This is a genomic window from Mycobacterium sp. E183 (assembly GCF_001667735.1).
Classification (GTDB): domain Bacteria; phylum Actinomycetota; class Actinomycetes; order Mycobacteriales; family Mycobacteriaceae; genus Mycobacterium.
Genome location: NZ_LZJN01000158.1, coordinates 1 through 24864, shown reverse-complemented (window position 1 = coordinate 24864; position 24864 = coordinate 1). Strand labels below are relative to the sequence as shown.

Sequence of the window (24864 nt, the reverse complement as noted above, 5' to 3'; positions counted from 1 at the left end):
TCGGCATGTACACGTAGGACTCGACATCGCAGGCAATCCCCGGGTACCGGTTCCAGTACCAGGTCCCGCCCACGTCGGCCGCCCGGTCGATGAGCCGCACGCTGTCGACGCCGAGCTGACGCAGCCGCACCCCCGTCAACAGCCCGCCGAATCCGGCGCCGATCACCGCGACGTCGACTTCGTCGGTCAGCGGCTCGCGCGTGAATTCACCGTCTGCCCAGGGGTCGTCGGCGAAGCGCGCGAATGCCCCCGCCGTCTCGACGTACTGAGCGATGCCGTCCGGGCGCAATCGGCGCGCGCGCTCTTCCGCGTATTTGCGTCGCAGCGCGTCGACGTCGAACGACACGGTTTCAGTCAAGGCCCGGTCCTCTCGTGGCCCGACTATATAATCAATCGCTTGATCATATCAAGGCGGTGCCGTGTCGGCCCCGCCGCTATCCGCGCCCGCCGGCGAACAACGTTCCGCTGATCATCTTCTTGGCCGAGTCGAGCGCGGCGTGATAATCGCGCGGCGGCGACGTGGGCGGGACCTGGTACTGGAACCGGTACCCGGGGATTGCCTGCGATGTCGAGTCCTACGTGTACATGCCGCTGCTGGAAGAGCTCGGCTACGTCCCCACCGAGAAGTACGCCAAGGGCCCGGAGATCTTCGCGCATTGCCAGCGCATCGCACGGCGCTACGACCTGTACCGCGACGCATGCCTGCAAACCGATGTACACGAGATCCGCTGGGCGGCCGAGGAATCGCGGTGGATCATCCGCACGAACCGCCGCGACGAGATGCGGGCCAGGTTCGTGTCCATGGCCAACGGCTACCAGGCCAAGCCCAAGCTGCCCGGTATCGAGGGCCTCGGCGCGTTCAGCGGGCACGCCTTCCATACCAGCCGGTGGGACTACGCCTATACCGGCGAGAACCTCGAGAACCTCGCCGGCAAGCGCGTGGGGATCATCGGTACCGGCGCCACGGCGATCCAGTGCGTCCCCCACCTCGCGAGGGGGGCGCAGCACCTTTACGTGTTTCAGCGCACGCCGTCGTCGGTCGACGTCCGGGCCAACAGCGCCACGGATGCACAGTGGGCCAACACGTTACGGCCCGGGTGGCAGCGCCGGCGCATCGAGAACTTCCAGATCCTGACCGCAGGCGGCCAAGCCGACGAGGACCTGGTCGCCGACGCCTGGACAAGCATCACGCGCAAGCTTCCGGTGATGCGCCACGACGGGGATGGCGTCGTGGACCCGGCGCAACGCGGCCGCGACATCGAGCTCGCGGACTTCGCCAAGATGGAAGAGATCCGGGCGCGCGTCGACGATCTCGTCACCGATCCGGCCACCGCGGAATCGCTCAAGCCGTGGTACGGCTACTTCTGCAAGCGCCCCTGCTTCCACGACGAGTACCTGCAGACGTTCAACCGCGACAACGTCACGCTGGTCGACACCCGCGGCCGCGGGGTCCAACGCATCACCGAGTCCGGTGTGGTGGTCAACGGCGTGCCCTACGAGCTCGACTGCCTGATCTTCGCAACGGGTTTCGAGGTGGGCACCGACTACTGCCGCCGCACCGGGTTCGAGTTGATCGGTCGCGACGGGGTCTCGCTGACCGAACACTGGGCCGACGGCGTGCGCACCTACCAGGGCCTGAGCACGACGCGTTTTCCCAATTGCTTCATCGAAAGCATCGCCCAGGCGGGCCTGACGGTGAACTTCCCCTACCTGCTGGACGTGCAGGCGACGCACGCCGCGTGGATCATCGCGTGGGCGCTCGAGCGCGGCGTCACCGAAGTGGAGGCCACGCCCGAGGCCGAGGCCGCGTGGGTCGACACGGTGGTGATGCGGTCGGCCGCCAGTGCCGGGCGCGCTCAGACCTGCACCCCCGGCTACTACAACCGGGAGGGCAACGCGGACGCCAAGACTCGTCAGGGCAGCTTCTTTTTCGGGGCACCCACCGAGTACGCCGACATGTTGGGGGCGTGGCGGGCTGATGGCGACATGAACGGTTACCTGATTCGCGGCCGGACGGCCGGGCCGTGACCAGTCGGCGGTCGCGATGGCGCTACGGCGTCGGCCGGCTGCGGGCGGCGACTCGGCGCAGGCCCCCGCCCAGGGTTGCGATCATCGGCGCGGGCTTCGGTGGCCTCGGCGCCGCCGTCACGCTGCGCCGCGCCGGCATCGAGGATCTGGTGATCATCGAGGGCGATGACGGCGTAGGAGGCACCTGGCGGCGCAACACTTATCCCGGCGCCGCCTGCGACATTCAAAGCCACCTCTACTCGTTCTCATTCGCACCCAACACCGCGTGGAGCCGTACGTACGCCCGGCAACCCGAGATCCTGGCATACCTCGAATCGGTGGCCGACGACTTCGATCTGCGCCGGCATCTGATGCTGGGCACCCGGGTGCGCTCGGTGCGCTGGAACGGCGGGGGCTGGGAATGCCGGCTCGACCGGGCGGGGCACACCGCCAGCCTGACCGCGGACGTGGTCGTGTGCGCCGTCGGATTGTTCGGTGCCCCAAAGCTTCCCGATATCCCGGGTCTGAGCGACTTCACCGGCACGCTCATGCACACCGCGCGCTGGGATCACCACGCCGGCCTGGCGGGCAAGAACGTGGCGGTCATCGGCACCGGCGCGAGCGGGGTGCAGGCGGTCCCCGAACTGGCCAAGGTCGCCGACCGGGTGAGCGTCTTCCAACGCACACCGCCGTGGATGGTGCCCAAGGATGACCGCCCTTACAGCGCGGGCGAATTGGCGCGCTTTCGCCGCAACCCCCTGGCCGTACGCCGGACCCGCTGGCAGATCTGGAAATTTCAGCACGACAACACCGCGACCTTCGCCGACGACCCCGTGGTCACGGCGCGCACGCAGGTCGCGACGTCGTTCCTGGAACGCACCGTTGCCGACGAGCGACTGCGCCGGGCGTTGACGCCGGACTACCCGTTTCGCTGCAAACGCGTGCTGCTGGGCGACGAGTTCTACCGGGCGTTGCAGCGCGACAACGTCGAGTTGGTCACCGACCCCATCGAGCGGGTCGACGAGTCGGCCGTGCTGACCAAGGCGGGGCGGCGGGTCGACGTCGACGCGATCGTGTTGGCCACTGGGTTTGAAACGTCCCGCTACCTCTCCGGCATCGACGTGATCGGGCCCGGGGGCCGCCGGCTGCACGAGCGTTGGGGCGACGACCCGACCGCTTACCTTGGCGTCGCGGTCAGCGGCTTTCCGAACTTCTTCATGCTCTATGGCCCCAACACCAACCAGGGTGGAAACTCGATCGTCTACATCCTCGAGGCGGGCGCGCGGCTGATCGCCAGCGCGGTCGGCCGGGTGGCGCGCAGGGGCGGCTATGTCGACGTCCGCCGAGAAGCCGAAAAGCGCTACAACGAACGGCTTTCCGCGGACCTGGAGCGCACCATCTGGACCCAGTGCGACAGCTACTTCCGCTCACCCACCGGCCGGATAGTCACCCAGTGGCCATACACGGAACTGGAGTACGCCCGGCGAACGTGGAGGCTGCGCAGGCGCGACTGGTCGCACCGCACCGACAAGCGGCCGGCGGGGCTAGCGCAGGCCGAAGTCGATCACGCCCCGGATCAGGTGGCCGGCGCTCAGGTCGGCGTAGGCGGCATTGATGTCGTCGAGCCGGTAGCGCTTGGTGATCATCTCGTCGAGGAGTAGCTGACCGGACTCGTAAAGCGTCGCCAGCAGCGCGATGTCGCTCCTGGGATTGCACGACCCGAACACCGTGCCGCACAACGTCTTGTTCATCAGGATGAAGTCTTGCAGGGCGAGCGCGATCGAGTTGGTTGCCGGCGCGGGCAGCCCCGTCAGCACGCAGGTGCCGCCCTTGCGGGTGAGCGCCAGCGCCGCCGCGACGTCGGAATCGCCGATCATGGCGGGGGACACCACGACCGCGTCGGCCATCACGCCGCGGGTCAGGTCGCGCACCAGCTCGAGCGCGTCCGTAGCCGTCGCGGCGGTATGGGTGGCGCCGAATCTCGCTGCGGAGGTGCGCTTGTAGTCGCTCGAATCGACCGCGACAATCCGGGCCGCCCCGCTGATGCGGGCGCCCTGAACGGCCGCGGTGCCGATTCCGCCGGTCCCGATCACCACCACCGTGTCACCGCCCCGCACCCCGGCACGCCGGGCGGCCGAGCCGTAACCGGTGGGAACCGCGCACGCCAGCAGCGCTGCGGGCACCAGCGGAAAGTCGGGAGCGATCTTTACCAGCGAATCCGCCGCGACCACAGTGTGTTCGGCGAACGCGCCGATCTTGGAAACGTGGCCGAGGTTCCGCCCGTCGACCGTGTGATGGCGAAAGGTGCCGTCCGTCGGCATGCCTGGCGCCAGGGTCCCCGACCCCGTGTCGCACAGGTACTCCATCCCCGACGCGCACCACCTGCACCGGCCGCACACCGCGACGAAGGACGTCACCACGTGGTCGCCCGGTGCGAACCCCGCTACGCCCGCGCCGACCTCGACCACCACACCGGAACCCTCATGCCCCCCGATGGCCGGCGACATGGCGGGTAATCCCATGGCGCGCAACGTCTCTGCCGGCGGGGCCAGCCTGCCCTGCCGGATGTGTTCGTCGGAGTGACAGAGCCCGGCGGCGGCCAGTTGCACCAGGACCTCGCCGGCTTTCGGCGGATCCAGCGTGAACTCCTCGACCGACCACGGACGGCCGTAGTCGTAGAGGATTGCCGCGCGGCTTCGCATCGATTGGTGCCGCCTTTCTATGGGGCCCTCACCGCGGCACAAATACTATCAATTGATTGATTTTGCGAGGGTGGCCCGCCGGCCAACGGTCCGACTTATCGGGCAGGGTTCGCGGCGACCTCGATGTCGCCGGCCGCGGCCGCCGCTCTCAACTGGTGGAAATCGTCGAGCGACTTCTCGGCGTAGCTGTAAGACCACTCGGCCACCGCGTTCTGCACGCCGTCACCGGTGCCGAAGTATCCGTGCAACATCGACGCGTTCGCGCTTTGGGAGTGCGCCCTGGCGAGCAGCACCGCGCAGGCCGTCACGTAATCGACGAAGGTATCGGCCGACATTCCCTCGGTGTCGACGCTGCCCTTCATGTCATGGAACTGGCGAACGTAGTAGTCGCGGTCGTCTTTGCGCGTCGCCCGTAGGAACACGTCCGACATCGCCTGCAATATCCGCTGGCCGTCGACGACGCGCATCCCTTGGCCCGTTGCGCCGACGGCCGCCGCCAGCGTAGCCGGCTGTGGCCAACCGCCGAATTCGTCGAGCACCGATCGGGTCGCCTCCTTGATCTGCAAAATCAGCGGGGTGCCGCTGGGGCCCACCAGGATCAGCAGGTAGCACCGGGTGCCGACGCTGCCGACCCCGACAACCCGCAGCGCCATATCGGTGACCCGGAAGTGCGACAGCAGTAGCGCGACGTCGGCGGGAACGGTTGCCAGATATTCCTGTATCGACTCCATCAGCACCGCTTCGACATCCTCATCGACATGCTGCAAAACCGGTGGCGCCTCACGCAGCCGCGGTGTGCCGTCGGGGCCGATCTCGGTGAGCTGTTTGAAGACTCGCGCCGAAGTCCGGGTGCGCGCCCGGGACGTCGTCTTCTGGATCACGTCAAGCAACCCCTTGGACACCGTTTCGGTGTAGCGCTCCGGTTCCACCCGCAGGTAGTAGCGGTCCAGCACGTCCATGGCGAGCATTGCCTGCAGGCTGGTTCGATAGCCGACCAGCGCCTGCTCGACGCAGCGGCGGATTGCCTTGGCCCCGTAACCCGCATGGCGCCCACCGACGATCGCGCTGGTGATCAGCCGTTTGACGTCCCACTCGGCCGGAGCGACGGCCGCCTCGTCGAAATCGTTCAGGTCGAACACTATTGAGCGGTGCGGGGCGGCATACATCCCGAAGTTGGACACGTGGGCGTCACCGCAACACATCACTTCGATTCCACTCGACGGGCAGGCGGCGAGGTCGGCGGCCATGACCGCGGCCGACCCGCGGTAGAACGAGAACGGATCGGCGAGCATCCGGGCGAACCGCAGCGGGACGAGATCCGGTAGGCGCCCGGCGTTTTGAGCCACCAGGATTTCGGTGGCCGACCGGTCGGATGGAGTCAGTTGTGCGAGCGCGCGCCGCGGCACCTCCTTGCGCAGCGCCCGACCGCGCGCCGTATCCCTGCTCGGCTCTTCCAGATCGATCAGACGTTCACGCAGCACCCGTTGCGGCATCCGCTCAGCATAGGTAGCGACGCCGGGGCCGGGGTCGGCTTTTGACCCCGAAGCCCTCAGCCGGCGGCGACTCGGGCTCGCTCGGTCATCGAGGCGATCACGCCGCCGTCGTTGAGTATGTCGGTGCCGGTGAGGTAGCCCGCTTTGTCACTGGCGCAGAACGCAAGCAGCTCTGCCATCTCCTCGGGCTTACCCCACCGCGGGACCGCGGCGTTGCTCACCATTGCGCCGGCGCCCGCCTGCTCCTCGAGCCTGCCCATCTCGGTGTCGATCGACCCCGGTGAAACCGAGACGATGCGCAGCCTGCGCCCGTTGAATCTCTCCGCCTGCGACTGGCTGTACCACTTCACGAAGCTCTTGCTGACCGCGTAGGCGATCCCGGATCGCGCTTCCTCGGGAACGATGTCGCAGGGCGTCATCAGCGCCTCCGGGAAGGCGTCGGCATCGCGCAGCGCCAGCGGAAACTGGTCCACCGGGACCATTTCCGCGGGCAGGACATGGGCCGCCATCGACGCCACGTTGACGATCACGGCGCCCTCACCGGCCGCTTCGTAGAAAGCCTCGTTGACGTAGAGCGTGCCGAGCGCGTTGGTCCGCATGACGTAGTCCGCGGGACCCATGCTGGGGCTCACACCCGCGGTGTGGATGACCGACGCGAGCGTGCCAAGACCCTTGGCCGTATGGAGCAGATCGACGACCGCCGCCCGGTCGGTGACGTCACAGTCGACGGCCGTGGGCACCATGCCGAGCTCTTCCAGGGCCGCGGCCGCCGCCTTCAGCCGGTCCTGCCTGACGTCGCACAGGACCAGGGTGTGGTCGCGGCCGACGATCCTGGCCGTGGCCAGACCCATGCCGCCCGCGCCGCCGGTGATCACCGAAACTCGAGTCATACCGAGGACCGTATACGCAGCGTGATTGAGGGCGCACCTGGGTTAGGGCATTGCCCGGGCCCACGCGATATGCCCTTCGAAGCCAAGCGAATTGGCCATGGCGCGATAGCGGTCTCGGTAGTCCCGATAAGTTGCGCCGTCGCCGCGGGCCCGCGCCTCGAGCGCGCGCATCCGCAGCAGCCACAGGTCATGCAGCACGAATCCGGGTTCGGTCGGCATCGCCGCCAGCCGGTCGATGGCCTCTTGCGCTTCAGGGAGGTCCCTGGCGCCACCCCTGCGCAGCAGCGCTTCTGCCAGCGCGGCGGTGGTGGCGCCGAGACTGAGGAAATCGGATCTGTCGTATTGCTCTTCGATGGCGGGGCGCAAGAGGTCGATCGCAGCGTCAAGGTCGCCGATGCGCAACTTCTCATTGGCGATGAAGAGGTTCACCAGCGTGTCCGCGCCCAGCGTGAAGCGCTCTTGCAAGGCGGCCTCACGCGCGGCGGCAAGCAGGGCGAAGGCCTCTTCGCGTGAGCCTCCGTCGTAGCTCAACAGGGCGACGCCGTGCACGTACCGCGCGCAGGCCAGCGTGAGATCGTCACCGGACCGCTCCGCGATGTCCAGCATCTCGGCCGTCTCCTGCAGGGAGGCCGCGTCGGGCAACCAGACCCCGTAGGGGATCAGGTTGTACTTGAACAGCAGCATGATCGCGCGCAACGCCGGTTCGAATGCGCGGGCCATCGTCACGCCCGTATCGAGATCAACCCGCCAGTCCGGATCGCCGAGGAAGCACCGGGCGCAGCCCCGGAGCACTGTCGCGCCGGCCAGCGGGGAGCCGATGATCAGATTGCCCTTGGTCGCGTCACCGTCGGCCAGCTCGATCGCCCGCTGCGCGATGCGTAGGGCTTCGGTCATCTCGCAACGCTGAAGATTGGTGGGCATCGCCGCGTAGAGCAGCCCGAGAATCAAGGTCGGGTCGCCGATCGAGTCGAGCAGGCTCTCGAGCTCCGAGGCCAACTGTGCGGCTTCGCCGAACCGGGCGTGCACGATCAGCGCAGGCAGCCATCCGGCCATCGCCATCGCCAGCGACACCTTGTCGCCGGCGGCGGTCGCCAGGTCGCGCAGTTCGTCAAATCCGGTGTCTGCCATGGTGCCGCCGGTCAGCCAGGAACTGGCGCAGAGCAGCGTCCGCGGCGCGATCCGCATCGCGGCTCGCTCGGTGTCGGCGGCGGGTAGGCGGTCCGCGACGTCGCGCGCATGCCGCCAGCTCGCCCGCGCGGCGGCCATGTTGCGGTGTCTCAACCACGTTCCCGCCCGCATGTACCAGTCGAAGGCCGCATGCAGATCACCCGCCGCTTTGAGGTGTTCTGCGATCAGTGCGGCATTTTCGTCGGCTGATTCCGGCTCGCGCTGTTCGATCAGGGCGGCGAGCCGGCGGTGCAGCTCGTCGCGGTCCGACTTCAGTTGCGATTCGTAGGCCACGTACCGGATCAGCGGATGCCGAAACGTGTATTCGACCTTCGGGGTGAACGCGACCTGGTCGATCAGCTCGCCCTTGACCAGTTCGTCGAGGACCGGTTCGACGCCCAGCGCGCTGACCAGGTCCGGGCTGAACCGCGTCCCGATCACCGCGGCCGCGCAGAGGGTGCGTTTGGCCGGGAAGCTGAGGCGGTCGATGCGGGCGGCGATGACGGCGTGCAATGTCGGCGGGGCGGTGATGTCGGCAATCTCGCCGTGGAGCAGGTAGGAACCGCGCTCGCCGCGAATCGAACCCCGCTCCGCGAGGTCGCGCACGATCTCCTCGGCGAAAAAGGGATTGCCGCCCGCCCGTTCGGAGATGACTTCCGCGAGCCCGCGCACCGAGGCATCGGTGCCGAGCAATTCGCCGATCAGCGCCACGGTCTGGGTGTTGTTCAGCGGACGCAACGCGATCGTCTGTGCGCCCGGAATCGCCGCCAGCGCGCCTTGATACTCGGGCCGGTAGGTGATCAGCATCATCGAGCGGGTTTGCCGGATCACTGTCAGAAAGTCGGCGAGCATCGACTCGCTGACCTGGTCGATCCAATGGGCATCCTCGATCACATAGAGGGCCGAGCCACGGCGATTCACCCATGCGGCGGTCACGAGCGCGGTGAGACGCCGCCGCCGGGCGTCACCCTCGATGTTGGGCGCTTCCACCGTGGGATCCGCAATGCCGAGCAGGTCGTCGACCAGCCAGAGATCCTCACTGTCGGCGTTCGGGAACCTGGCTTCCAGCTGCGCCCGTGCGGCCGCGTCGCCCAGCCCGTCGACCCCGAGGGCGGCGCGCAACAACCCCGTCACCGCGTGGAACGGAATATCGCTGGTGTGGGACTCGCAGTACACGGTGATGACGTCCATCCCGCGGCTCTTCGCCAATGCCGCCGATTCGCGGACGGTACGGCTCTTGCCGATGCCCGGCGGTCCGACGACATCGATGACGCATCCTGCCCCGCCGACCGCCTCATCGAGGATGCCGGCGATGGTGTTGAGTTCCCATGTGCGCCCGACCAAATGAGGGTCTTTGCGCTGGCTGTGCTGGCTCGTGGCAGCGATCAAGCGGCGAGCGGGGACCGGGTCCTTGGCTCCCTTGATGTACACCATCTCTGGATCCGCAAGGGTCGCGGCGTCGTCGACCAGCCGCGCGGTGGACTCGCTGAGCATCACCCCGCCCGGGGGCGCGACCGACTCCATCCGCTGGGCCATTCCCACCTGCTCGCCGATGGCCGTGTACCCCAGAGCGCCGGATCCGATCTCGCCGGCGATCACCTGACCCGAATTCAGGCCAACCCGTAGCTGCAGCTCGATCTTGTCCCTGCGCGCGACTTCGCCCGCCACGCGTCTGGTCTCGTCCTGGATCCCGAGCGCCGCAAGGCAGGCGCGAAAAGCGTGGTCCTCCAATGCGATTGGGGCGCCGAACACTGCCATGATCCCGTCGCCGGTGAACTTGTCCACCCTGCCGCCGAATCTCTGAACGACCGCGGCTGCGCGCTCGACGAGTTCGCCCATGATCTCGCGCAGCCGTTCCGCGCCCACCGTGGCGGCGATATCCATCGAGTGCACGACGTCGGCGAACAGTACGGTCACCTGCTTGTACTCCGCGGCCGCCGGACTGATCGTGACTTGCGATCCGCACTCGTCGCAGAACTTGGCGGTGGCGCGCAGTTGAGCGCTGCATGATGGGCACGCCACGGTGGACATCGTCACGTGAGCACCACCCATCCAGGTCGTACCACCCCAGTTGTAGAGAATAGGCGGCCTGCCCCGGTGAAGCGTGGGTATTGGCACTTTGCTGGACGGCCGGCGCTAGGGCCGCGACTAGGCGTCTGGCTCCGGATGGTGCGGGTGACCGGTGTGCCGGATTGCCGTCCCGAAGAACGGCGCCCGCAGGGTGGCGGCCAGGTGACGGCGGTAGCGGATCAGCGCGACGACGGCCACCACGGTGTACACGGCGCAGAGCAGCAGCCGGCCATGCGTCGAGGCGATCGGGAACTGCACGACGAACAAGCCGAGCAGCGTGCACGCCGCGGCGCGGTTGAACCGCAGCGCCAACAACAGCGCCACGCCCATCATGGTCTGGGTCGCCGTCAGCAGCACTTCCTCCACCTGGCGCGGGTCGAGCTGCAGTGCGAAGCCGCCGCCGCCGAGGAGGTGGGCAATCGGCAGCGATCCGATCAGCAACGTCCACTGGTTGACCTTCGAGGAGATCAGGGTGGCGATGGCCGCCGTGCCCTTGCCCCGGGCGGCGAAGATGGTGGCGACGATGAACTCCGGCGCTTCGGAGGCCAGCGGGGCGAGCCACTGGACCAGCAGGAAACGATCGATGCCCAGCTCGGTGCCCGCGGCGACCAAGTTGTCGGCGAACGGCTTGGCGCACAGCAGGATCACCGCGCCGGACAGCAGGAAGAGGCCGACGACGACGATGCGCCGGCCTCGATCGGGCAGCTCCCCCAGGGCGGCGGCGGTCCCGATCAGGTCGGGTTCCTCCACGTCGCCGTGGCCGATCTTGTACAGGTAGAAGCCGAACCAGGCCAGCAGCGCGAGCCCGAGGCCGAAATGGATCTGGCCGCTCGCCGGGATCGCGAAGGCGATGATACCGGCGATCAGCAGGAACCCGAGTTCGACGCGATTGGTCGGCTGCAGAGCCAGACCGGTGGCGTTCTTCGCGCCGGCCTTGCGGGCCACGACGATGCTGACCAGCACCACAACCGGCCAACCCAAACCCATCAGCAACCGGTTCGAGCCCGTCATGTTGGCCGCGGCGTACTGCGTGTACTCGGCGTTGTGGCCAGAGACGTAGGCGTAGTAGAGGTCGACGGCGTATTCGGGCAGCACCGCGATCAACGCCAGGATCGCCGTCGCCAGCCCGCCGGAGACATCGATCTGCGCGGTCTCCGCGGCCCAGGCCAGCAAGAAACTGGCCGACACGACCGCGGCGCCGTAGATCAGCAGGGCGGCGACTGGGTCGGGGTGCAACCCAACGATGCGGATGACCACCGCGGGGGCCACGAACGCCGCGGTGATCAATCCCGAGCGCGTCAGGGTGCGACGTCGCGACCGTTCTGCCGTCGCGGTGGCGCCCGCGGGCCTGTCGGTGGCGAGCATCGTCATCCTTCGATCGGGAGGGGTGGCGAATGGAGCGGCTGCTCCGCCTGGATTAGCCATGCCTAACGCCTCCCTAAACTACCCGCGAAGCGCGTCACCAGCAACGTCGTTGATCGGCGGAGCGTGGACGCACGCCGACGCATCTTTGCTGGCCAGACCCGCGCTTGCGAAAAGTTAGGCAGGCCTGATCTCGAAGTTTGGCAAACCTTGCGAAGCGAAATCCATCCCCATGCAGTACGACGGCCCGCGAGCGGGGGAGGTTGCGACTAAGTGTCCGGCCCCATGGCCGCCGCCGCGGCCTGGGCGAACAGTTCGACGGCCTGGTTGCGGGTTAGCGACGCCAGCATTTGTTCGGCGGCGCGCATCATGTCGCCGACCATCAGCGTCGGCCCGTTGCCGAGGTTCCCGAACGCCTCGGCGATCACGTCGGTCACGGCGGCAGCGCCCGGCGGCACCTCGTCGAGCGACCCGATCTGTCCGCGGCTGTGCTCGAGTTGCCGCAACGCGGGGGTATCGGTCTTGCCCAGGATGAGGCCCAGGACGTCGACGCCCTTGTCGTGCAACTCGGCCCAGAGCGCTTCGGCGAACACCATGTCGAACGCCTTCGTCGCGCCGTAGGCGACCATGTTGGCCCCACCGGCCAGGCCGGCGCCGGACCCGAACAACACGATGCCGCCGCGGCCCCGCTCGACCATGGGACCGGCGAAGTGGTGGCACAACTGCATCGGCACCATGCAGTTGCGCTGCACCATCGCCTCGGCCACTCCGACCGGATTGGCCAGGAACGGCTCGAAGTTCGGGTCGGCGCCCGCGCAGTACACCAGGAAGCCCACCTCCAGGTCGCCGGTCGCCGCCGCGATCGCCGCCGCCGCGCCCGGTTCGGCGAGATCGATGGCGAGGGTGCGGGTGGACACCGACGTGTCGCCGCGGATCGCGGCCGCGACTTCGTCCAGGACGGCGTGCCGGCGGGCGATCAGCACGACGTTGACGCCCCGCTCGGCGAGCCCGCGCGCGAAGGCCGCGCCCACCCCGTCCGAGGCGCCGGCCACCAGCGCCCAGGGCCCGTACTTGGTTGCGAACGTCATCTAAGGGCTCCCGAATGTGGTGATGCGCACCGAAGTGAACCGACGCCGCGCAATACGCCAACCATCCCCGGTCCGCACGATCTCGTCGTCGTAGAAACCCCATGCGTTCACGCCGGATTGGTTGTCGCCGAACATGATCACCGCATCGACATAGGTGCGGGCCGATGCGTTGTCGCCGTTGACCGTGATGGCGTGGTTGGTCAGGCGGTGCAGGGTATGCCCGGCCGGCGCGTGGGTCATATCCATGAACTCCGTGACGGCGTCGACACCGGTCCACGACCCGATCTCCCCGTAGTCGAGCTCGCAGTCCGCGGTGAACACGGTGCGAAACAGCGGCCAGTCGCGCCGGTCTATCCCGGTGGCGTACCGCACCAGCAGCTCGGAGATGTCCTGGCGGTCTTCGCGTTCGGTCATGGCACGTCTCCGTTCGGATGGACGACGATGCGCGGCGGACGCGCAGATCGCGGTGCTCAGGGTGCGCAGCAACAGCTCGCCCGCCCCCGGCTGGGGGTCCGGCGTCTCGCGGACCTGCAACCGGCCGTCTCTCAACACCGCAGCGCGCAGAAGCGTTAGCTTTCTCTAATAATCGACATGTAATCTCGAATGTTCGCTCAACTCTAAATCGTGCGGTAAAGGAGTCAAGCCATCCGCGGAGCGACGTCTGCGCCGACGGCCCGGGTGCTCGATGTAGTCGAACTGCTGGCCCGGTCCGGGAATGCGCGGCTGCGGTTCTCCGACATCGTGCGCGAGCTCGACCTCACCCAGGCGACCGCGCACGCGATCCTGAAGACGTTGTGCGACCGGGGGTGGGCCAGCCGCGATCCGGTCGCCAAGACGTTCACCCTGGGTCCCGCGCTGGCCGTCGTGGCGGCGCGGACAGACACCGCCCGGCCGCTCGCGCATGCGGCCCGCTCCGCGGCGCTGCGGTTGTCCCGCGAGTTCGGCTACGCCTGCTCGGTGGTGGAGCGGTTCGGTGATTCGTTGGTGGTCACCGCGTTTGAGGGCGAGCCCGCCACCCAGCCGTCCGGGATACCCGGCGATCGCATCCCGTACGCACCGCCCTTCGGGGTCGCGCTCGCCGCCTGGGACGACGAGGACGAGCAACGAGCGTGGATCCGCCGCGGCGCGGGCGAGAACCCCGATCGCATCCGGCGCCTCGAGCAGGTGCTCGAGCGCACGCGTGAGCGCGGCTTCGACGTCGACTGGACGACGCCCGCGCTGGCCCAGGCCGCGCAGGTCGTCGGCACGCTGGACAGCGCCGAGATGCCGAAGCCGGTGCGCCACATCATGGATCAGTTGCGCGTCGAGTTCATCACGATCGGCTTCCTCTCCGACGACAACCCGGGCCGGCGCAAGCAACCCGTGGTGACCATCGCCGCGCCGGTGTTCGACGAACGGCAGGTGGCCCTGATGGTGGCCGTGCATCCGCTGTGCCCGCTGTCGGCGCGGCAGATCCGGCTCATCGGTAAACACCTGACCGACGAAACGACCGCCATCAGCGCGGGCCCGTCGCGACCCGACGCGGTCGAGCGCGCCGTCTAGGCTCCGCGTATGGAATTGCGGCAGCTGCGCTATTTCGTGGCGGTCGCCGAGGAGTTGCACTTCGGCCGGGCCGCGCAACGCGTCCACATCTCCGGGCCGGCGCTCTCGCAACAGATCATCGCCCTCGAGCGCGAACTGGGCGCGGACTTGCTCGTGCGTGACCGCCGCAGCGTTCGATTGACCGAGGCCGGGCGCACTTTTCTTCCGGACGCGCGCCGCATCCTGGCGCTGGCCGACGATGCCAAGCGCCGGCTCCAGCGGGCGGCCGCGCGCAGCACGCCGGTACGCCTCGGGTACGTCAGCTGGCTGCCCGAGGACCTCACCACCCTGGTGGGTTCTGCGGCGGACTTGCGCCTCGACGAATGGGTGTTGCCGTCGCATGCGCAAGCCGAACGCGTTGCCGAGGGCACCCTCGACGTCGCGCTGGCGTGGGTCACTGCCGACCAGGTCAGTCAGCTCGGCCTGGTGGCACACCTGGTGCGAACCGAGGCGCTGCGCGCGGTCCTGCCCGGCACTTCCTCGGCGGATCCCGTTGCCGCGCAACGGCTCAGCGTGCTTGTCGACGCCGACGAGTCGGCGTGGTCGTCGTGGAACCGATACGCCACCGAGTTCGCGGCGGCCGTGGGCGCCCGCGTCGTGCACATCGACGACGGCGGCATCACCGGGGATGCGTTTTACGCACACGTGCGCAAGGTGGGCGCGGCCGTGCTCGCATCACCGAAACGCCATACCGCGGCGCTGCCACCGAGTCTGGGGCAGCGCCCCGTCGCCGAGCCGATACCGCTGTGGACATGGTCGCTGCTGCACCGGCGCGACGACGACCGCGCCAGCGTGCGTGACGCCGTGGACGCGCTGCTCACGATCGCGCGCACCCGCGACTGGCCGGCCCCGCCCGCCGGCCGCTGGTGGGCCCCCGCCGGCGATCCCCACCTGCGGTGAGAACTCGCCCCGAACACTGGTAAGAGAACGGTCCTGGACGAGCGGGCCGGCGCCGCGCTTCAGTGGAGTGGTCGGCCCGGAAGGCGAAAAGTCATGGCAGAGAACTACGTTGTCGAGCAACTGGCCGGATTCGTCGTCGGCGCGGAGCAGGCGGACCTGACGGGACGGCCACGGGCGTTGCTCAAACGCAACGTGCTCGACAGCATCGCCTGCGCGGTCGGTTCCCTGGACGGGGAGCTGATTGCGACCGTTCGCGAGCACACCGACCAGTTCAGTGGCGCCCCGACCGCGACACTGGTGGGCGGGGGACGGGCGTCGGTGGACCAGGCCGCGTTCTTCAACGCGGTGCTGGTGCGGTATCCCGACCTCCTTGACACCTATCTGACGGTCGGGGGGCTGTGCCATCCCGCCGACAACTTCGGCGCGATCTTGGCCGTCGCCGAGCACACCGGCGCCAGCGGAGCCGACTTCCTGCTGGCCCTGGCGGTCGCCTACGAGGTGCAATGCCGATTCAGCGCCCGGGTGCCCGTGATGGCGCGGGGACTCAATCACGCGTTGCAGCTGTCGATGTCGGTGGCTGCCGGCGCGGCCAAGTTGCTTGGGTTGGGCGTCGACGAGACCGCCAACGCGATCGCGGCCGCGGCGACCGACAACGTGTCGCTGGCCACCGTGCACGCCGAACCGGTCTCGAACTGGAAGGGCATCTCACCGGCCATCACCGGCATGCGCGCCGTCTACGCGACCATGCTGGCCGCCCGCGGCGTCACCGGCCCGCGGTCGTTGTTCGAGGGCCCGCACGGCCTCGTCCAACTCTTCGATCAGCCGATCGATCTCGCGGCCGCCGACCGCGGGCTCGCCTGCGTCGAACGGACCTACTTGAAGCAGTACTGCTCACTGATTCACGGCCAGGTCGTCATCGACGCGATCTTGGCGTTGCGCGACGAGCACTCCCTGCGGGGCGAGGACATCGCGCGGGTAACCCTCGAGGTCTTCCAGGGCGCTTATGACTTCGCCGGCGGGGGAGCCTACGGCGCCAAGGATGAGCCCCGCACCAAGGAGCAGGCCGACTACAACCTCAAGTACTTGAGCGCGGTTGCACTCCTCGACGGCGGGGTGGGCCCCGAACAGCTGGAAACCGAGCGGGTGCGCCGCGCCGACGTGCAGGAGCTGTTGGCGCGCGTCGACGTCGAACCGGCTGCCGACCTGACCGCCGACTATCCGAAACGCACCGCGGCCCGGGTTCACCTGTCGACCCGGGACGGGCGCGAATTCCACCGTGAGCAAGCCGATTACGAGGGCTCGCCCACCCGGCCCATGTCGTGGGAACGCGTCATCGACAAGTTCGCCTGGCTGGCCGAACCCTTCTGCGGGGAAGCGTTGCGCGCCGACATCGTCGCGGCGGTCGATCACCTCGACGAGATCTCGGTCACCGACCTCACCGGTCTCCTGGCGGCGGTAAGCCCCAGCGCGCAACGGCCGCGGGCCAATCCGCGGTTCTGACGCGCCCTCTTGCGTTACCCGCCGCCGGCAGTGCGATGATCGGCCATGCGCAAAGATCAGGGCATCAATAGGTGGGAGTTGGTTACCTGCGCAATCGCGGGACACGCCACCTATGCGCCCGACGAACAGGATCTCGCCGCCCGGCTGAGCGGCACCACCGGACTTGGCGAGGTGTGGCGCTGCCTGCGTTGCGGTGAGTTCACCGTCGGCGCGCCACACGGGCGGGGACGCGCCGAAGATGCGCCGATGATCATGCGCGGCAAGGCTTTACGCCAGGCGATCATCATCCGGGCGCTCGCGGTGGAACGCCTGTTCCGCGCGGTGGTGATCGCGCTCGCCGCCTATGCGGTGTGGAAGTTTCGCGGAGCCCGGGGAGCCATCCAGGCCACCCTCGAACGCGACCTGCCGATCTTCCGCGCCGCCGGGTTCAAGGTCGACCAGATGACCATCGTGCACGAACTCGAGAAGGCGCTGGCCGCCAAACCCTCCACCCTGGCCTTGCTGACCCTGATGCTGACCGCCTACGCGCTGCTGGAGGTGGTGGAAGGTGTCGGTCTGTGGCTGCTGAAGCGCTGGGGTGAGTACTTCGCGGTGATAGCCACGTCGGTGTTCCTGCCCTTGGAGATTCACGACCTGGCCAAGGGCATCACGATGACCCGCGTGGTCACCTTCACCATCAACGTGGCCGCCGTGGTCTACCTGCTGTTCTCGAAACGCCTGTTCGGTTTGCGGGGCGGACGTGAAGCGTACGACGAGGAGCGACGGGGCGAGCAGCTGCTCGATGTCGAGAAGGCCGCCGCCAAAACCTGAGGCCCCAGGCCACCGCGGCTGGTAAGAACTAAGGCGATGGGCACTTATGCGGTCACCGGATCGGCATCCGGGATGGGCCACGAGACCGCGCAGCGGCTCAAGGCCGACGGGCACACCGTGATCGGCGTCGACATCAAAGACGCCGACGTCGTCGCCGACTTGTCGACGCCACAGGGGCGTCGGCAGGCCGCCGACGGCGTGCTGGCGGCCTCGGGCGGCAGACTCGACGGCGCGGTGCTGGCCGCCGGGCTCGGGCCCAGCCCCGGTCGAGAGCGGCTACGCCAGATCGGCGAGGTCAACTTCTTCGGCGTCGTCGAGCCGCTGGTCGCGTGGCGACCGGCGCTGGTCGCGGCCGAGAGCGCGAAAGTGGTTGTGGTGGCCAGTAACTCGGCGACGACGGTGCCCCTCGTCCCGCGCCGCGCGGTGAAGGCGTTCCTCGCGCATGACGCCGGCAAGGCCCTGCGAGCGGTGCGACCGTTCGGCCCGGCCGCGCCGACGATGATGTACGCGGCCTCCAAGATCGCCCTGAGTCGTTGGGTGCGGCGAAACGCGGTGCTGCCCGAGTGGGCGGGCGCGGGCGTGCGGCTGAATGCGCTGGCGCCCGGAGCCATCATGACGCCGTTGCTGCAGGAACAGCTCGCGACGCCCCGGCAGGCCAAGGCCGTCCGGTCCTTCCCCGTGCCAATCGGTGGCTTCGGCGAGGCGCGGCACATGGCCGAGTGGATGTGTTTCATGCTGTCCGAATCCGCCGAATTCCTCTGCGGCAGTGTCGTCTTCGTCGATGGCGGGACCGACGCCTACTTCCGGGCCGATGATTGGCCCAAGGCGCCACCCGCGCGGGGGCTGCCGGCCTACCTGCGGAAGTTCAGACGCCCGGCCAATGTGTGACAGCGCGCCGGCGCACGGGCGGCTGTGCGTAGGGCCACAAAATGGCTTTTCGTGGCGTTTACCCCGGCGCGGCGCGCCCGTAAAGCGGCCCCGGTGCAATTCAATGAATCGGCGCAACAGGCCGAACAGACGAAGGATCGAAACCGTGGCGACACTGCCCTCCTGGATCAGTCAGAGCCCTAGCAATCTCGATGTCGTGACGCCGATCAAGGCGCGTGCCGGTTACGCGTTGCGGGTGGTGCTGAGAACCCGGCCAAGCCGCGCACGCGCCGTGAGGCTCATGCCACGGGGCGCGGAGCGCTGCTGAGGGCCGACCGCCCGCACGACTACTGGAACCACAACGCCGCGTATCACGGCTGGCTGGTCGACATCGCCGCGCGCCATCGCGGCGACGTCTTGGACGTGGGGTGCGGCGACGGGTTGCTCGCCCGGCGGCTGGCCACGGTGTCGCGCAGCGTCGTCGGCATCGATGCCGACCCAACCGCGGTCGAACGGGCGATAGATCGGTTGCAATCCACCGACAATGCCTCGGTGCTCCTCGCCCGCTTCGAAGCCTTCGCGGCGGAGCCGCGCTCGTTCGACCTCATCACGTTCGTGGCCAGCCTGCATCATCTGCCCCTGCGCGAGACCCTGCAGAGGGCACGCGAAATGCTCACGCCCGCAGGGGAACTCGCCGTCGTGGGGCTGTCGGCCAACAAAACGGTCGCCGACTGGGCATGGGCCGCCCTGTGCACCCCCGCCGCGCGCGCAGGGTCGCTGCTGCACCGGGAGACTCGCAACATCGGCGTGGCCGTGGCCGATCCGCGGGAAAGTCTCCAGGAGATTCGCCGGGTGTCCGCCGACGTGCTACCGGAAGCAACGATCCGGCGGGGCCTCTACTACCGCTACCGCCTACTGTGGCGGAACCGCTAGGCCCATCGCGCGCTCGCGTTCCCGTCGACGGGCCCGCGAAGCGCGCAGATTGGCGGCGTTACCGCACGTCTTGACGTCGTGCCAGACCCCACTGTTGTTTTTGGAGCGGTCGTAGAACGTCGACCCGCAGTGGTGGTTGTGGCACCGCTTGACGCGCCGCCAGGTATCGGCGTGCTGGCTCAGCAGAATCTCGGCCCACAGCGCCGACGCCAGCCAGCGCCACCCGGCGCCGCTGGGCTCCAGTCGGACCGCCCCGGCGTCGGAGACCACCAGGGCCGCGGGAATGGCGCCTCGTCCGCCCGTCGTCTCGCCGCTCACCAGTGCATCGATGGTGTCCCGCAACGAGCGCAGCTTGGTCAAATCTGCGTCGTCGAGCTTGGGCGGCGGTAGCACCTCGCCGCGGGTGGTCGACCAGTTACGCACCGCGCCCGCGACCCAGTCGCGGGCGACCGCGGTGTCAGCCAGGAGGTCCGGGCCATAGCCCGCGATCCCCCTGGTGTTGAGGAAGTCCTGGACCAATGCCAGGCCGCCGGGCGCCGGGGTGATGCCGTACCGCTGTGACGCAGCCCATGAAATAGACATAACTAAAAGATACTTGACTATGTCGACACCGGCAACTACGGTGACAGAAACGAATTGGATTTACCTACGTCAGGAGTCTGGATCATGGTCAACATCAAAGGGTCGACGGTCGTAGTTACCGGCGGACAGCGCGGGCTGGGCAAGGCCATCGTGGACGAGTTGTTGGAGCGGGGCGCGGCCAAGGTCTACGCGACGGCGCGGGCGCCCAAACCCAGCGCGGACCCGCGCGTGGTCAGCGCCGAGTTGGACGTGACCGATGCGGACTCCGTTGCGGCTCTGGCAGCTTCGGCTTCGGACGCCGAGATCGTAATCAACAACGCGGGTGTCCTCGGCGCGGCGAAGCTGCTCGACAGCGACATCGAGGAAGTGCGCGCGGTGTTCGAGACCAACTACTTCGGTGCGCTGCGCGTCGCCAAGGCCTTCGCGCCGATCCTGGCCGCCAACGGTGGCGGCGCGCTGGTCGACATCGCCTCGATCCTGTCCTGGATGCCCGGCTCCGGCGGGTACGGCGACTCCAAGGCGGCGCTGTGGTCGACGACGAATACGCTGCGGATCGAACTCGAAAAGCAGGGCACCCTGGTGGTCGCCGCGCACCTCAGCTTCACCGACACCGAGATGGCGTCCGGCTTCGACGCACCAAAGAACGACCCGCGTCAGGTGGCGCACGCAATCGTCGACGGTATCGAAGGGGGCGAGCCCGAGGTGCTGGCCGACGACGACACCCGCTACGTGAAGGCGGCGCTGTCCGGGCCGGTCGAGGCGCTGCCCCGGATGCCGTAGGCATGAGGGTCTGCCCGAAGGCAGTTCCCCGTCTTAAGACGGTGGGTCAATCAGGCCCTTGCGGATGGCCTCGCCCAAAAATGGGCTTGCTGCACTTCGGGCAGACCACCGGGTTGCCCCGGCATCCACCACGGTCGCACCCCGCCGGCCGGTAGCTCGACGGTCGAAGGTCCTCAACGCTTCGGCCGAAGGTCACATTCACACCGCGGCGGCGCTCCGGTGGACGTGTTTGGATAGCGGTATGTCGGACATGGAAATCGAAGGCATCGTGAGCGCCACGCGCGTCATCGCGGCCAACGCCGCGCGGATCTTCGAGCTGATCGCTGACCCCGCGCGCCAGCCGAGCTGGGACGGCAACAACAACCTCGCCTCGTCCGCCCCGGGCCAACGAGTCCGCGCCGTCGGGGACGTGTTCACCACGAAGCTGACCAATGGCGCCGTGCGGGAGAACCACGTCGTGGAATTCGTCGAAGGCAGCAAAATCGCCTGGTGCCCAGCCGAACCCAGAAAACAGCCGCCCGGTCACCTGTGGCGCTGGGAGCTCAGCCCGGTGAACGCCGAACTCACCACGGTGACCCACACCTACGATTGGACGGGGCTGACCGACGCCAGCCGCCTGGAACGCGCTCGCGCGACGACGCCGGAGATGTTGCGCGAATCGATGGACCGGCTCGCCACGGTCGCACAGAACCCCGACTCGTGAGGCCACGGCCGCTGTGAAACGCGACTGACTCAGCCGTTCTTACCCCGCACCCACTGGACCGTGCCGTAGTTCTTCACGCGCACGCTCACGAATCCCTGGCCTTCCAGGATGTCGCCGATCTCGTCCTCGTCGAAGACATGCGCCCCCACGTTCGGCAGCTTCTGGAACAGCCGGGCGGCCGGACCGACGGTGGGCACCATGACGGCCAGCCTGCCGCCCGGTCGTAGCACCCGCGCCATCTCGCCCAGCGCGGTCTCCGGATGGGGAATCAGCTGCAACACGGCCGTCGAGATGACCGCGTCGACCGTGTCGTCGCGCAGCGGAAGTCGTTGTGCGTCAGCCCGGATGAAGCCGACCTGCGGTCCGGCCTCGTTGCGGACGGCGCGCGCCAGCATGGGCTCGGAGATGTCGACCCCCAGCGCGAGCCCGCCCGGGCCGGCCGCGCGTGCCAGCGACGCGGTCACGTTACCCGGGCCCGAGCCGACATCGAGCGCTGTGCCGCCGGGCGGGATGTTCAACCACTCGAGCGGTGTCTGCCACGCGCTGATCAACCGCCGCGACAGGGCTTGGGCGTTGTCGTAGAGCATCGATCCGATCGGTGATGCCCACGCCGCCTGGATCGGGCCGGTGTTCTTGGCGACGCCGTTGCCCTCGTCGGATCCGCTACCGAGCAGATCCAGATAACCCTTGCTCACATCGGGATTCGCCGGCGGATCGGCCAGCAGCTCCAGCGCTCGACGCAGCGCGGGGGGCAACGAGACGTGCACGTCGGTCATGCGCACTCCTTCGACCAAATACCAAGCCGTACGCCGGAATCGGGGATCGGGCCGCCGGAAGAAGGCCCCCTGGCGGCCCCTACCCCGCCACTACGCAGCGTACGCCGAGCCGCACTCGGTCACCGCCTGACGGCGGCGTGCTCGCGCACCAGCGAGTACAACCGCCACTGGCCCGGCACGCCCTTGAGTGCTGTCTCGCCGCGGTCGCCGAAGCGGTGCCGCGATCCGGTGACGATGTCGCGGAGCGTGGAGGACACCAGCACCTCGCTGGGGCCGGCGAGGGCGGCCACCCGGGCGCCGATGTGTACGGCCATGCCGGCGACGTCGTTGCCGCGCACCTCGACTTCACCGGCGTGGATGCCCACCCGCACCTCAATGCCCAGCACGCGGACCGCGTCGACGATGGCGTCGGCGCACGCGATCGCGGCGCTCGGGCTGCTGAACGTCGCGACGAAGCCGTCCCCGGCCGTGTTGACTTCTCGCCCGGAGAATCGCAGCAGTTCGTGCCGAACGAGGGTGTCGTGGTTGTCGAGCAGGTCGCGCCAGCGGTGGTCGCCGAGCAGCGCGGCACGCTCGGTGGAGCCGACGATGTCGGTGAACACGATCGTCGTGAGCAGGCGCTCGGCGTCGGAGGCGCCGCGCACGCCGGTGATGAATTCCTCGATCTCGTCGAGGACGGGGGCGGTGTCGCCGACCCAGTACAGGGTGTCCCCGCCCGGGCACTCGACCAGGCGTGCGCCGGGGATGTGTTCGGTCAGGTAGTGGGCGTGCTCGACGGGGCTGAAGGCCTGGTTGTCGCGGTGCAGGATCAGGGTCGGGACGGCGATACGGGGAAGCCGGTCGCGGACGTCGCCCTCCCTGACCTTGTTGATGAACGCGCGGGCCATGCTGGGCGACGCCGCCCGGTTGCCGGCCATGTCCCACCACGACCTGAACGCGGCGTCGCCCGCCACGGAGGGCGCGATGATGCCGAGCATGTCGAACCCTTGCTCGACGGCGTCCGGCTCCATCCCGACCGTCGTGAAGCGGTCGGCGTCGTCGAGGTCGCTGCCGATGGGGTAATCGGGCCCACGCAGCGTGCGCGCCGCGCCGTTCGCAATCACCAGGCTGTTCACCCGCTCGGGATGGTCGGCCGCCAGAACGATCCCGGCCAGCGACGTGAAACCCGGGGCGAAGATCGTCACCCGCTCGCATCCCACCGCGTTCATGACCGCGATCGCGTCCTGCGCCCACGATTCCGGGCCGAGCATGTCCGCGGGCACCCGCGACGACAGGCCGATGCCGCGCTGGTCGAACCGGATCACCCGGCAGAACGACGCGAGCCGGCGATGGAACCGGTACATCGACGGCTCGAGGTCGACGCAGTCGATCGGGATCAGCGGGCCCGGCAGCACGAGCAGGTCGATCGGACCATCGCCGAAGACCTGATAGGCGATGTCGATCTCGCCGCAACTGGCGTACCGGGTTCGCGGAGCCGCAGAACTCCCAGCCACGCATCCAGGCTAGTGCAGGTCACCGACACGCCGGAACCGCTCAGCGGCGGATGATCGGCACGAGGTAACGGGCGGCGTACTCGCGGACGGCCGCGGGGTCTGACGTGTCGAGGCGGTCGGTGGGAAACACGATGATGCCGAGCGCGACGCGAAGCAGGATGTCGGCGATGTTGGACAGGTCGCGGTCGGGAATGTCGGTCCCGCAGCGGCGCAGGGTGTGGGCGATGCCGTCGGCGAACTGCCCGATGGGGAAGGCCCGCGATCGGGAGAACATGCCCAACAGCTCGGGTTCGCTCTCGGCGATCCGCGAGTACAGCTTCGAGTCGTGGACCAGGCGCACGCCCAGCGCGAACGCCTCGACCACGGCCTGCTGCGGATCGCAGCCGGTGGTCGCGCGGTCCAGCGTGCTGAAGAAGGATTCGGCCTCGCGCCGCACCACGTGTCCGAACAGGTCGTCCTTGGTGGGAAAGCGCCGGTACACGGTGCTGCGGCTGACGCCCGCGCGGGCCGCGACGTCTTCGATGTTGGCCCGGCGCACGCCGTAGGTCTCGAAGACGGCGCGCGCGGTGTCCAGGATGGTGCGGTCGACGTCGCTCAGCGCCGCGTCCGCGTCGGGCTGCGTGGCTGTCCGCATCGCCTCAACTCCTCGAATGACCGCCCGGTATGCGATCGGCGCGACCGGTTGCTAGGCTGTTGAAACAAAGATACGGTTTTGTGTCATTGATTCGCAAGGGCATGGCGGCTGAGGCCGCGGGGAGGGGAGCATGACCACCCACAACGACGGGTTGGCGGCCGCCCCCACCCCTTTCACGGCGGGAACCCGCTTCGACACCGGGGTGCGGGAGGCGTTGCCCATGCCGGTAGACGGGCCTGCCGGGGCCGCCGGCGCGCGGCTCGGACCGGAGTCGTTGACCTGGAAGTTCTACGGGGACAACCGCACCCAGTTCTTCGGGTTCCAGCGCACGGCGGGCGTGGAGAACTGCATCGAACAGCTCGCCCAGGGCGTGCTCGACCACTCGGTGGTCTTCAGCGACACGTTAGGTCGGGCGAAGCGGACCGCGCCGCCGCTGATGAAGACCGTCTACTCCGACGAGCCGCGCGAGTGGGGCCGCAAGGTGCGCGACTTCCACAAGACGATCAAGGGCACCATCAGCGACGGG

The 24864-nt window shown here is 68.4% G+C and carries 23 protein-coding genes; 11 read left to right on the top strand and 12 right to left on the bottom strand.

All coding sequences use genetic code 11. The features are described from left to right. Positions 1-358 (bottom strand): NAD(P)-binding protein (locus tag A5691_RS18630; RefSeq protein WP_156675524.1); only part of this gene is annotated, 358 nt, incomplete at its 3' end. 161 nt (positions 359-519) lie between these two features. On the opposite strand from A5691_RS18630, the gene A5691_RS18625 reads away from it, so the two are divergent. Then, a complete protein-coding gene (locus A5691_RS18625) occupies positions 520-2028 on the top strand; it encodes an NAD(P)/FAD-dependent oxidoreductase (RefSeq protein WP_231981020.1) in 1509 nt (502 codons plus the stop codon). Continuing rightward, positions 2025-3668: an NAD(P)/FAD-dependent oxidoreductase gene (locus tag A5691_RS18620; RefSeq protein ID WP_068266746.1), complete on the top strand. Its 1644-nt coding sequence runs from the start codon at positions 2025-2027 to the stop codon at positions 3666-3668. The genes A5691_RS18625 and A5691_RS18620 overlap by 4 nt, the downstream gene beginning before the upstream one ends. On the opposite strand, the gene A5691_RS27490 is transcribed toward A5691_RS18620, so the two are convergent. From A5691_RS27490 to A5691_RS18590, 7 genes are all read right to left on the bottom strand, one after another. Then, positions 3552-4709, bottom strand: coding sequence for a Zn-dependent alcohol dehydrogenase (locus A5691_RS27490; protein ID WP_082950401.1), 1158 nt, complete (start codon positions 4707-4709; stop codon positions 3552-3554). The genes A5691_RS18620 and A5691_RS27490 overlap by 117 nt on opposite strands. A 95-nt stretch (positions 4710-4804) precedes the next feature. Then, complete coding sequence (locus tag A5691_RS18615; protein ID WP_068017908.1) at positions 4805-6202, bottom strand: DUF2252 domain-containing protein; 1398 nt, start codon at positions 6200-6202, stop codon at positions 4805-4807. A gap of 56 nt (positions 6203-6258) precedes the next feature. After that, positions 6259-7092, bottom strand: a complete 834-nt coding sequence (locus A5691_RS18610) for an SDR family oxidoreductase (RefSeq protein ID WP_082950400.1) — start codon at positions 7090-7092, stop codon at positions 6259-6261. A gap of 42 nt (positions 7093-7134) precedes the next feature. Continuing rightward, complete coding sequence (locus A5691_RS18605; RefSeq protein ID WP_068017910.1) at positions 7135-10290, bottom strand: adenylate/guanylate cyclase domain-containing protein; 3156 nt, start codon at positions 10288-10290, stop codon at positions 7135-7137. 117 nt (positions 10291-10407) lie between these two features. Next, complete coding sequence (locus tag A5691_RS18600) at positions 10408-11700, bottom strand: sodium:proton exchanger (RefSeq protein ID WP_067754162.1); 1293 nt, start codon at positions 11698-11700, stop codon at positions 10408-10410. A 260-nt stretch (positions 11701-11960) separates the two neighbouring features. After that, positions 11961-12779 (bottom strand): SDR family NAD(P)-dependent oxidoreductase, encoded by an 819-nt coding sequence (locus tag A5691_RS18595; protein ID WP_068017905.1) that lies wholly within the window; start codon positions 12777-12779, stop codon positions 11961-11963. Beyond that, positions 12780-13193 (bottom strand): nuclear transport factor 2 family protein, encoded by a 414-nt coding sequence (locus tag A5691_RS18590; RefSeq protein ID WP_067754190.1) that lies wholly within the window; start codon positions 13191-13193, stop codon positions 12780-12782. It lies immediately after the preceding gene. A gap of 264 nt (positions 13194-13457) precedes the next feature. On the opposite strand from A5691_RS18590, the gene A5691_RS18585 reads away from it, so the two are divergent. The 6 genes from A5691_RS18585 to A5691_RS18560 all read left to right on the top strand — a co-directional run bounded on the left by A5691_RS18585 (position 13458) and on the right by A5691_RS18560 (position 19370). Continuing rightward, entirely contained in the window at positions 13458-14321 is an 864-nt protein-coding gene (locus tag A5691_RS18585) for an IclR family transcriptional regulator (RefSeq protein WP_067754154.1), read from the top strand. Between the two features lie 9 nt (positions 14322-14330). Next, entirely contained in the window at positions 14331-15260 is a 930-nt protein-coding gene (locus tag A5691_RS29000) for a LysR family transcriptional regulator (RefSeq protein WP_068017902.1), read from the top strand. 93 nt (positions 15261-15353) lie between these two features. Next, positions 15354-16760, top strand: coding sequence for an MmgE/PrpD family protein (locus A5691_RS18575; RefSeq protein ID WP_068017899.1), 1407 nt, complete (start codon positions 15354-15356; stop codon positions 16758-16760). A 45-nt stretch (positions 16761-16805) separates the two neighbouring features. Continuing rightward, a complete protein-coding gene (locus A5691_RS18570; RefSeq protein WP_067760176.1) occupies positions 16806-17570 on the top strand; it encodes a DUF2127 domain-containing protein in 765 nt (254 codons plus the stop codon). Between the two features lie 36 nt (positions 17571-17606). Then, a complete protein-coding gene (locus A5691_RS18565; protein WP_067760173.1) occupies positions 17607-18458 on the top strand; it encodes an SDR family oxidoreductase in 852 nt (283 codons plus the stop codon). Positions 18459-18758: 300 nt separating this feature from the next. Continuing rightward, positions 18759-19370 (top strand): bifunctional 2-polyprenyl-6-hydroxyphenol methylase/3-demethylubiquinol 3-O-methyltransferase UbiG, encoded by a 612-nt coding sequence (locus A5691_RS18560; RefSeq protein WP_067760170.1) that lies wholly within the window; start codon positions 18759-18761, stop codon positions 19368-19370. Here the strand turns inward: A5691_RS18560 and A5691_RS18555 are convergent. Next, positions 19350-19889 carry a CGNR zinc finger domain-containing protein gene (locus A5691_RS18555; protein ID WP_067760191.1) on the bottom strand — a complete coding sequence of 180 codons (540 nt, stop codon included), beginning with the start codon at positions 19887-19889 and terminating at the stop codon, positions 19350-19352. The two genes, A5691_RS18560 and A5691_RS18555, sit on opposite strands and share 21 nt — an antisense overlap. Before the next feature lie 147 nt (positions 19890-20036). On the opposite strand from A5691_RS18555, the gene A5691_RS18550 reads away from it, so the two are divergent. Together A5691_RS18550 and A5691_RS18545 are read left to right on the top strand one after the other, a co-directional pair. Beyond that, positions 20037-20732 (top strand): SDR family oxidoreductase, encoded by a 696-nt coding sequence (locus A5691_RS18550; RefSeq protein ID WP_067760168.1) that lies wholly within the window; start codon positions 20037-20039, stop codon positions 20730-20732. A 241-nt stretch (positions 20733-20973) separates the two neighbouring features. Further along, positions 20974-21435: an SRPBCC family protein gene (locus tag A5691_RS18545; RefSeq protein WP_067760166.1), complete on the top strand. Its 462-nt coding sequence runs from the start codon at positions 20974-20976 to the stop codon at positions 21433-21435. A 29-nt stretch (positions 21436-21464) separates the two neighbouring features. On the opposite strand, the gene A5691_RS18540 is transcribed toward A5691_RS18545, so the two are convergent. From A5691_RS18540 to A5691_RS18530, 3 genes are all read right to left on the bottom strand, one after another. Beyond that, positions 21465-22211: a methyltransferase domain-containing protein gene (locus A5691_RS18540; RefSeq protein ID WP_067760159.1), complete on the bottom strand. Its 747-nt coding sequence runs from the start codon at positions 22209-22211 to the stop codon at positions 21465-21467. A 119-nt stretch (positions 22212-22330) separates the two neighbouring features. Continuing rightward, positions 22331-23704: an adenylate/guanylate cyclase domain-containing protein gene (locus A5691_RS18535; protein ID WP_067760155.1), complete on the bottom strand. Its 1374-nt coding sequence runs from the start codon at positions 23702-23704 to the stop codon at positions 22331-22333. Between the two features lie 40 nt (positions 23705-23744). After that, on the bottom strand, positions 23745-24338 hold the full coding sequence (locus A5691_RS18530) for a TetR/AcrR family transcriptional regulator (RefSeq protein WP_067780804.1): 594 nt from the start codon (positions 24336-24338) through the stop codon (positions 23745-23747). A gap of 130 nt (positions 24339-24468) precedes the next feature. Between A5691_RS18530 and A5691_RS18525 the strand changes: the two genes are divergently transcribed. Then, positions 24469-24864, top strand: a 396-nt coding sequence (locus tag A5691_RS18525) for an oxygenase MpaB family protein (protein WP_156675674.1), incomplete at its 3' end; no start/stop codon positions are given.

What these genes read in the sequence shown, in the direction of transcription:
- A5691_RS18610 (WP_082950400.1), bottom strand. Translation starts at nt 7,092, where the DNA reads ATGACTCGAGTTTCGGTGATCACCGGCGGCGCGGGCGGCATGGGTCTG.
- A5691_RS18575 (WP_068017899.1), top strand. Translation starts at nt 15,354, where the DNA reads ATGGCAGAGAACTACGTTGTCGAGCAACTGGCCGGATTCGTCGTCGGC.
- A5691_RS18595 (WP_068017905.1), bottom strand. Translation starts at nt 12,779, where the DNA reads ATGACGTTCGCAACCAAGTACGGGCCCTGGGCGCTGGTGGCCGGCGCC.
- A5691_RS27490 (WP_082950401.1), bottom strand. Translation starts at nt 4,709, where the DNA reads ATGCGAAGCCGCGCGGCAATCCTCTACGACTACGGCCGTCCGTGGTCG.
- A5691_RS18615 (WP_068017908.1), bottom strand. Translation starts at nt 6,202, where the DNA reads ATGCCGCAACGGGTGCTGCGTGAACGTCTGATCGATCTGGAAGAGCCG.
- A5691_RS29000 (WP_068017902.1), top strand. Translation starts at nt 14,331, where the DNA reads ATGGAATTGCGGCAGCTGCGCTATTTCGTGGCGGTCGCCGAGGAGTTG.
- A5691_RS18570 (WP_067760176.1), top strand. Translation starts at nt 16,806, where the DNA reads ATGCGCAAAGATCAGGGCATCAATAGGTGGGAGTTGGTTACCTGCGCA.
- A5691_RS18600 (WP_067754162.1), bottom strand. Translation starts at nt 11,700, where the DNA reads ATGACGATGCTCGCCACCGACAGGCCCGCGGGCGCCACCGCGACGGCA.
- A5691_RS18565 (WP_067760173.1), top strand. Translation starts at nt 17,607, where the DNA reads ATGGGCACTTATGCGGTCACCGGATCGGCATCCGGGATGGGCCACGAG.
- A5691_RS18590 (WP_067754190.1), bottom strand. Translation starts at nt 13,193, where the DNA reads ATGACCGAACGCGAAGACCGCCAGGACATCTCCGAGCTGCTGGTGCGG.
- A5691_RS18540 (WP_067760159.1), bottom strand. Translation starts at nt 22,211, where the DNA reads ATGACCGACGTGCACGTCTCGTTGCCCCCCGCGCTGCGTCGAGCGCTG.
- A5691_RS18530 (WP_067780804.1), bottom strand. Translation starts at nt 24,338, where the DNA reads ATGCGGACAGCCACGCAGCCCGACGCGGACGCGGCGCTGAGCGACGTC.
- A5691_RS18545 (WP_067760166.1), top strand. Translation starts at nt 20,974, where the DNA reads ATGTCGGACATGGAAATCGAAGGCATCGTGAGCGCCACGCGCGTCATC.
- A5691_RS18550 (WP_067760168.1), top strand. Translation starts at nt 20,037, where the DNA reads ATGGTCAACATCAAAGGGTCGACGGTCGTAGTTACCGGCGGACAGCGC.
- A5691_RS18605 (WP_068017910.1), bottom strand. Translation starts at nt 10,290, where the DNA reads ATGTCCACCGTGGCGTGCCCATCATGCAGCGCTCAACTGCGCGCCACC.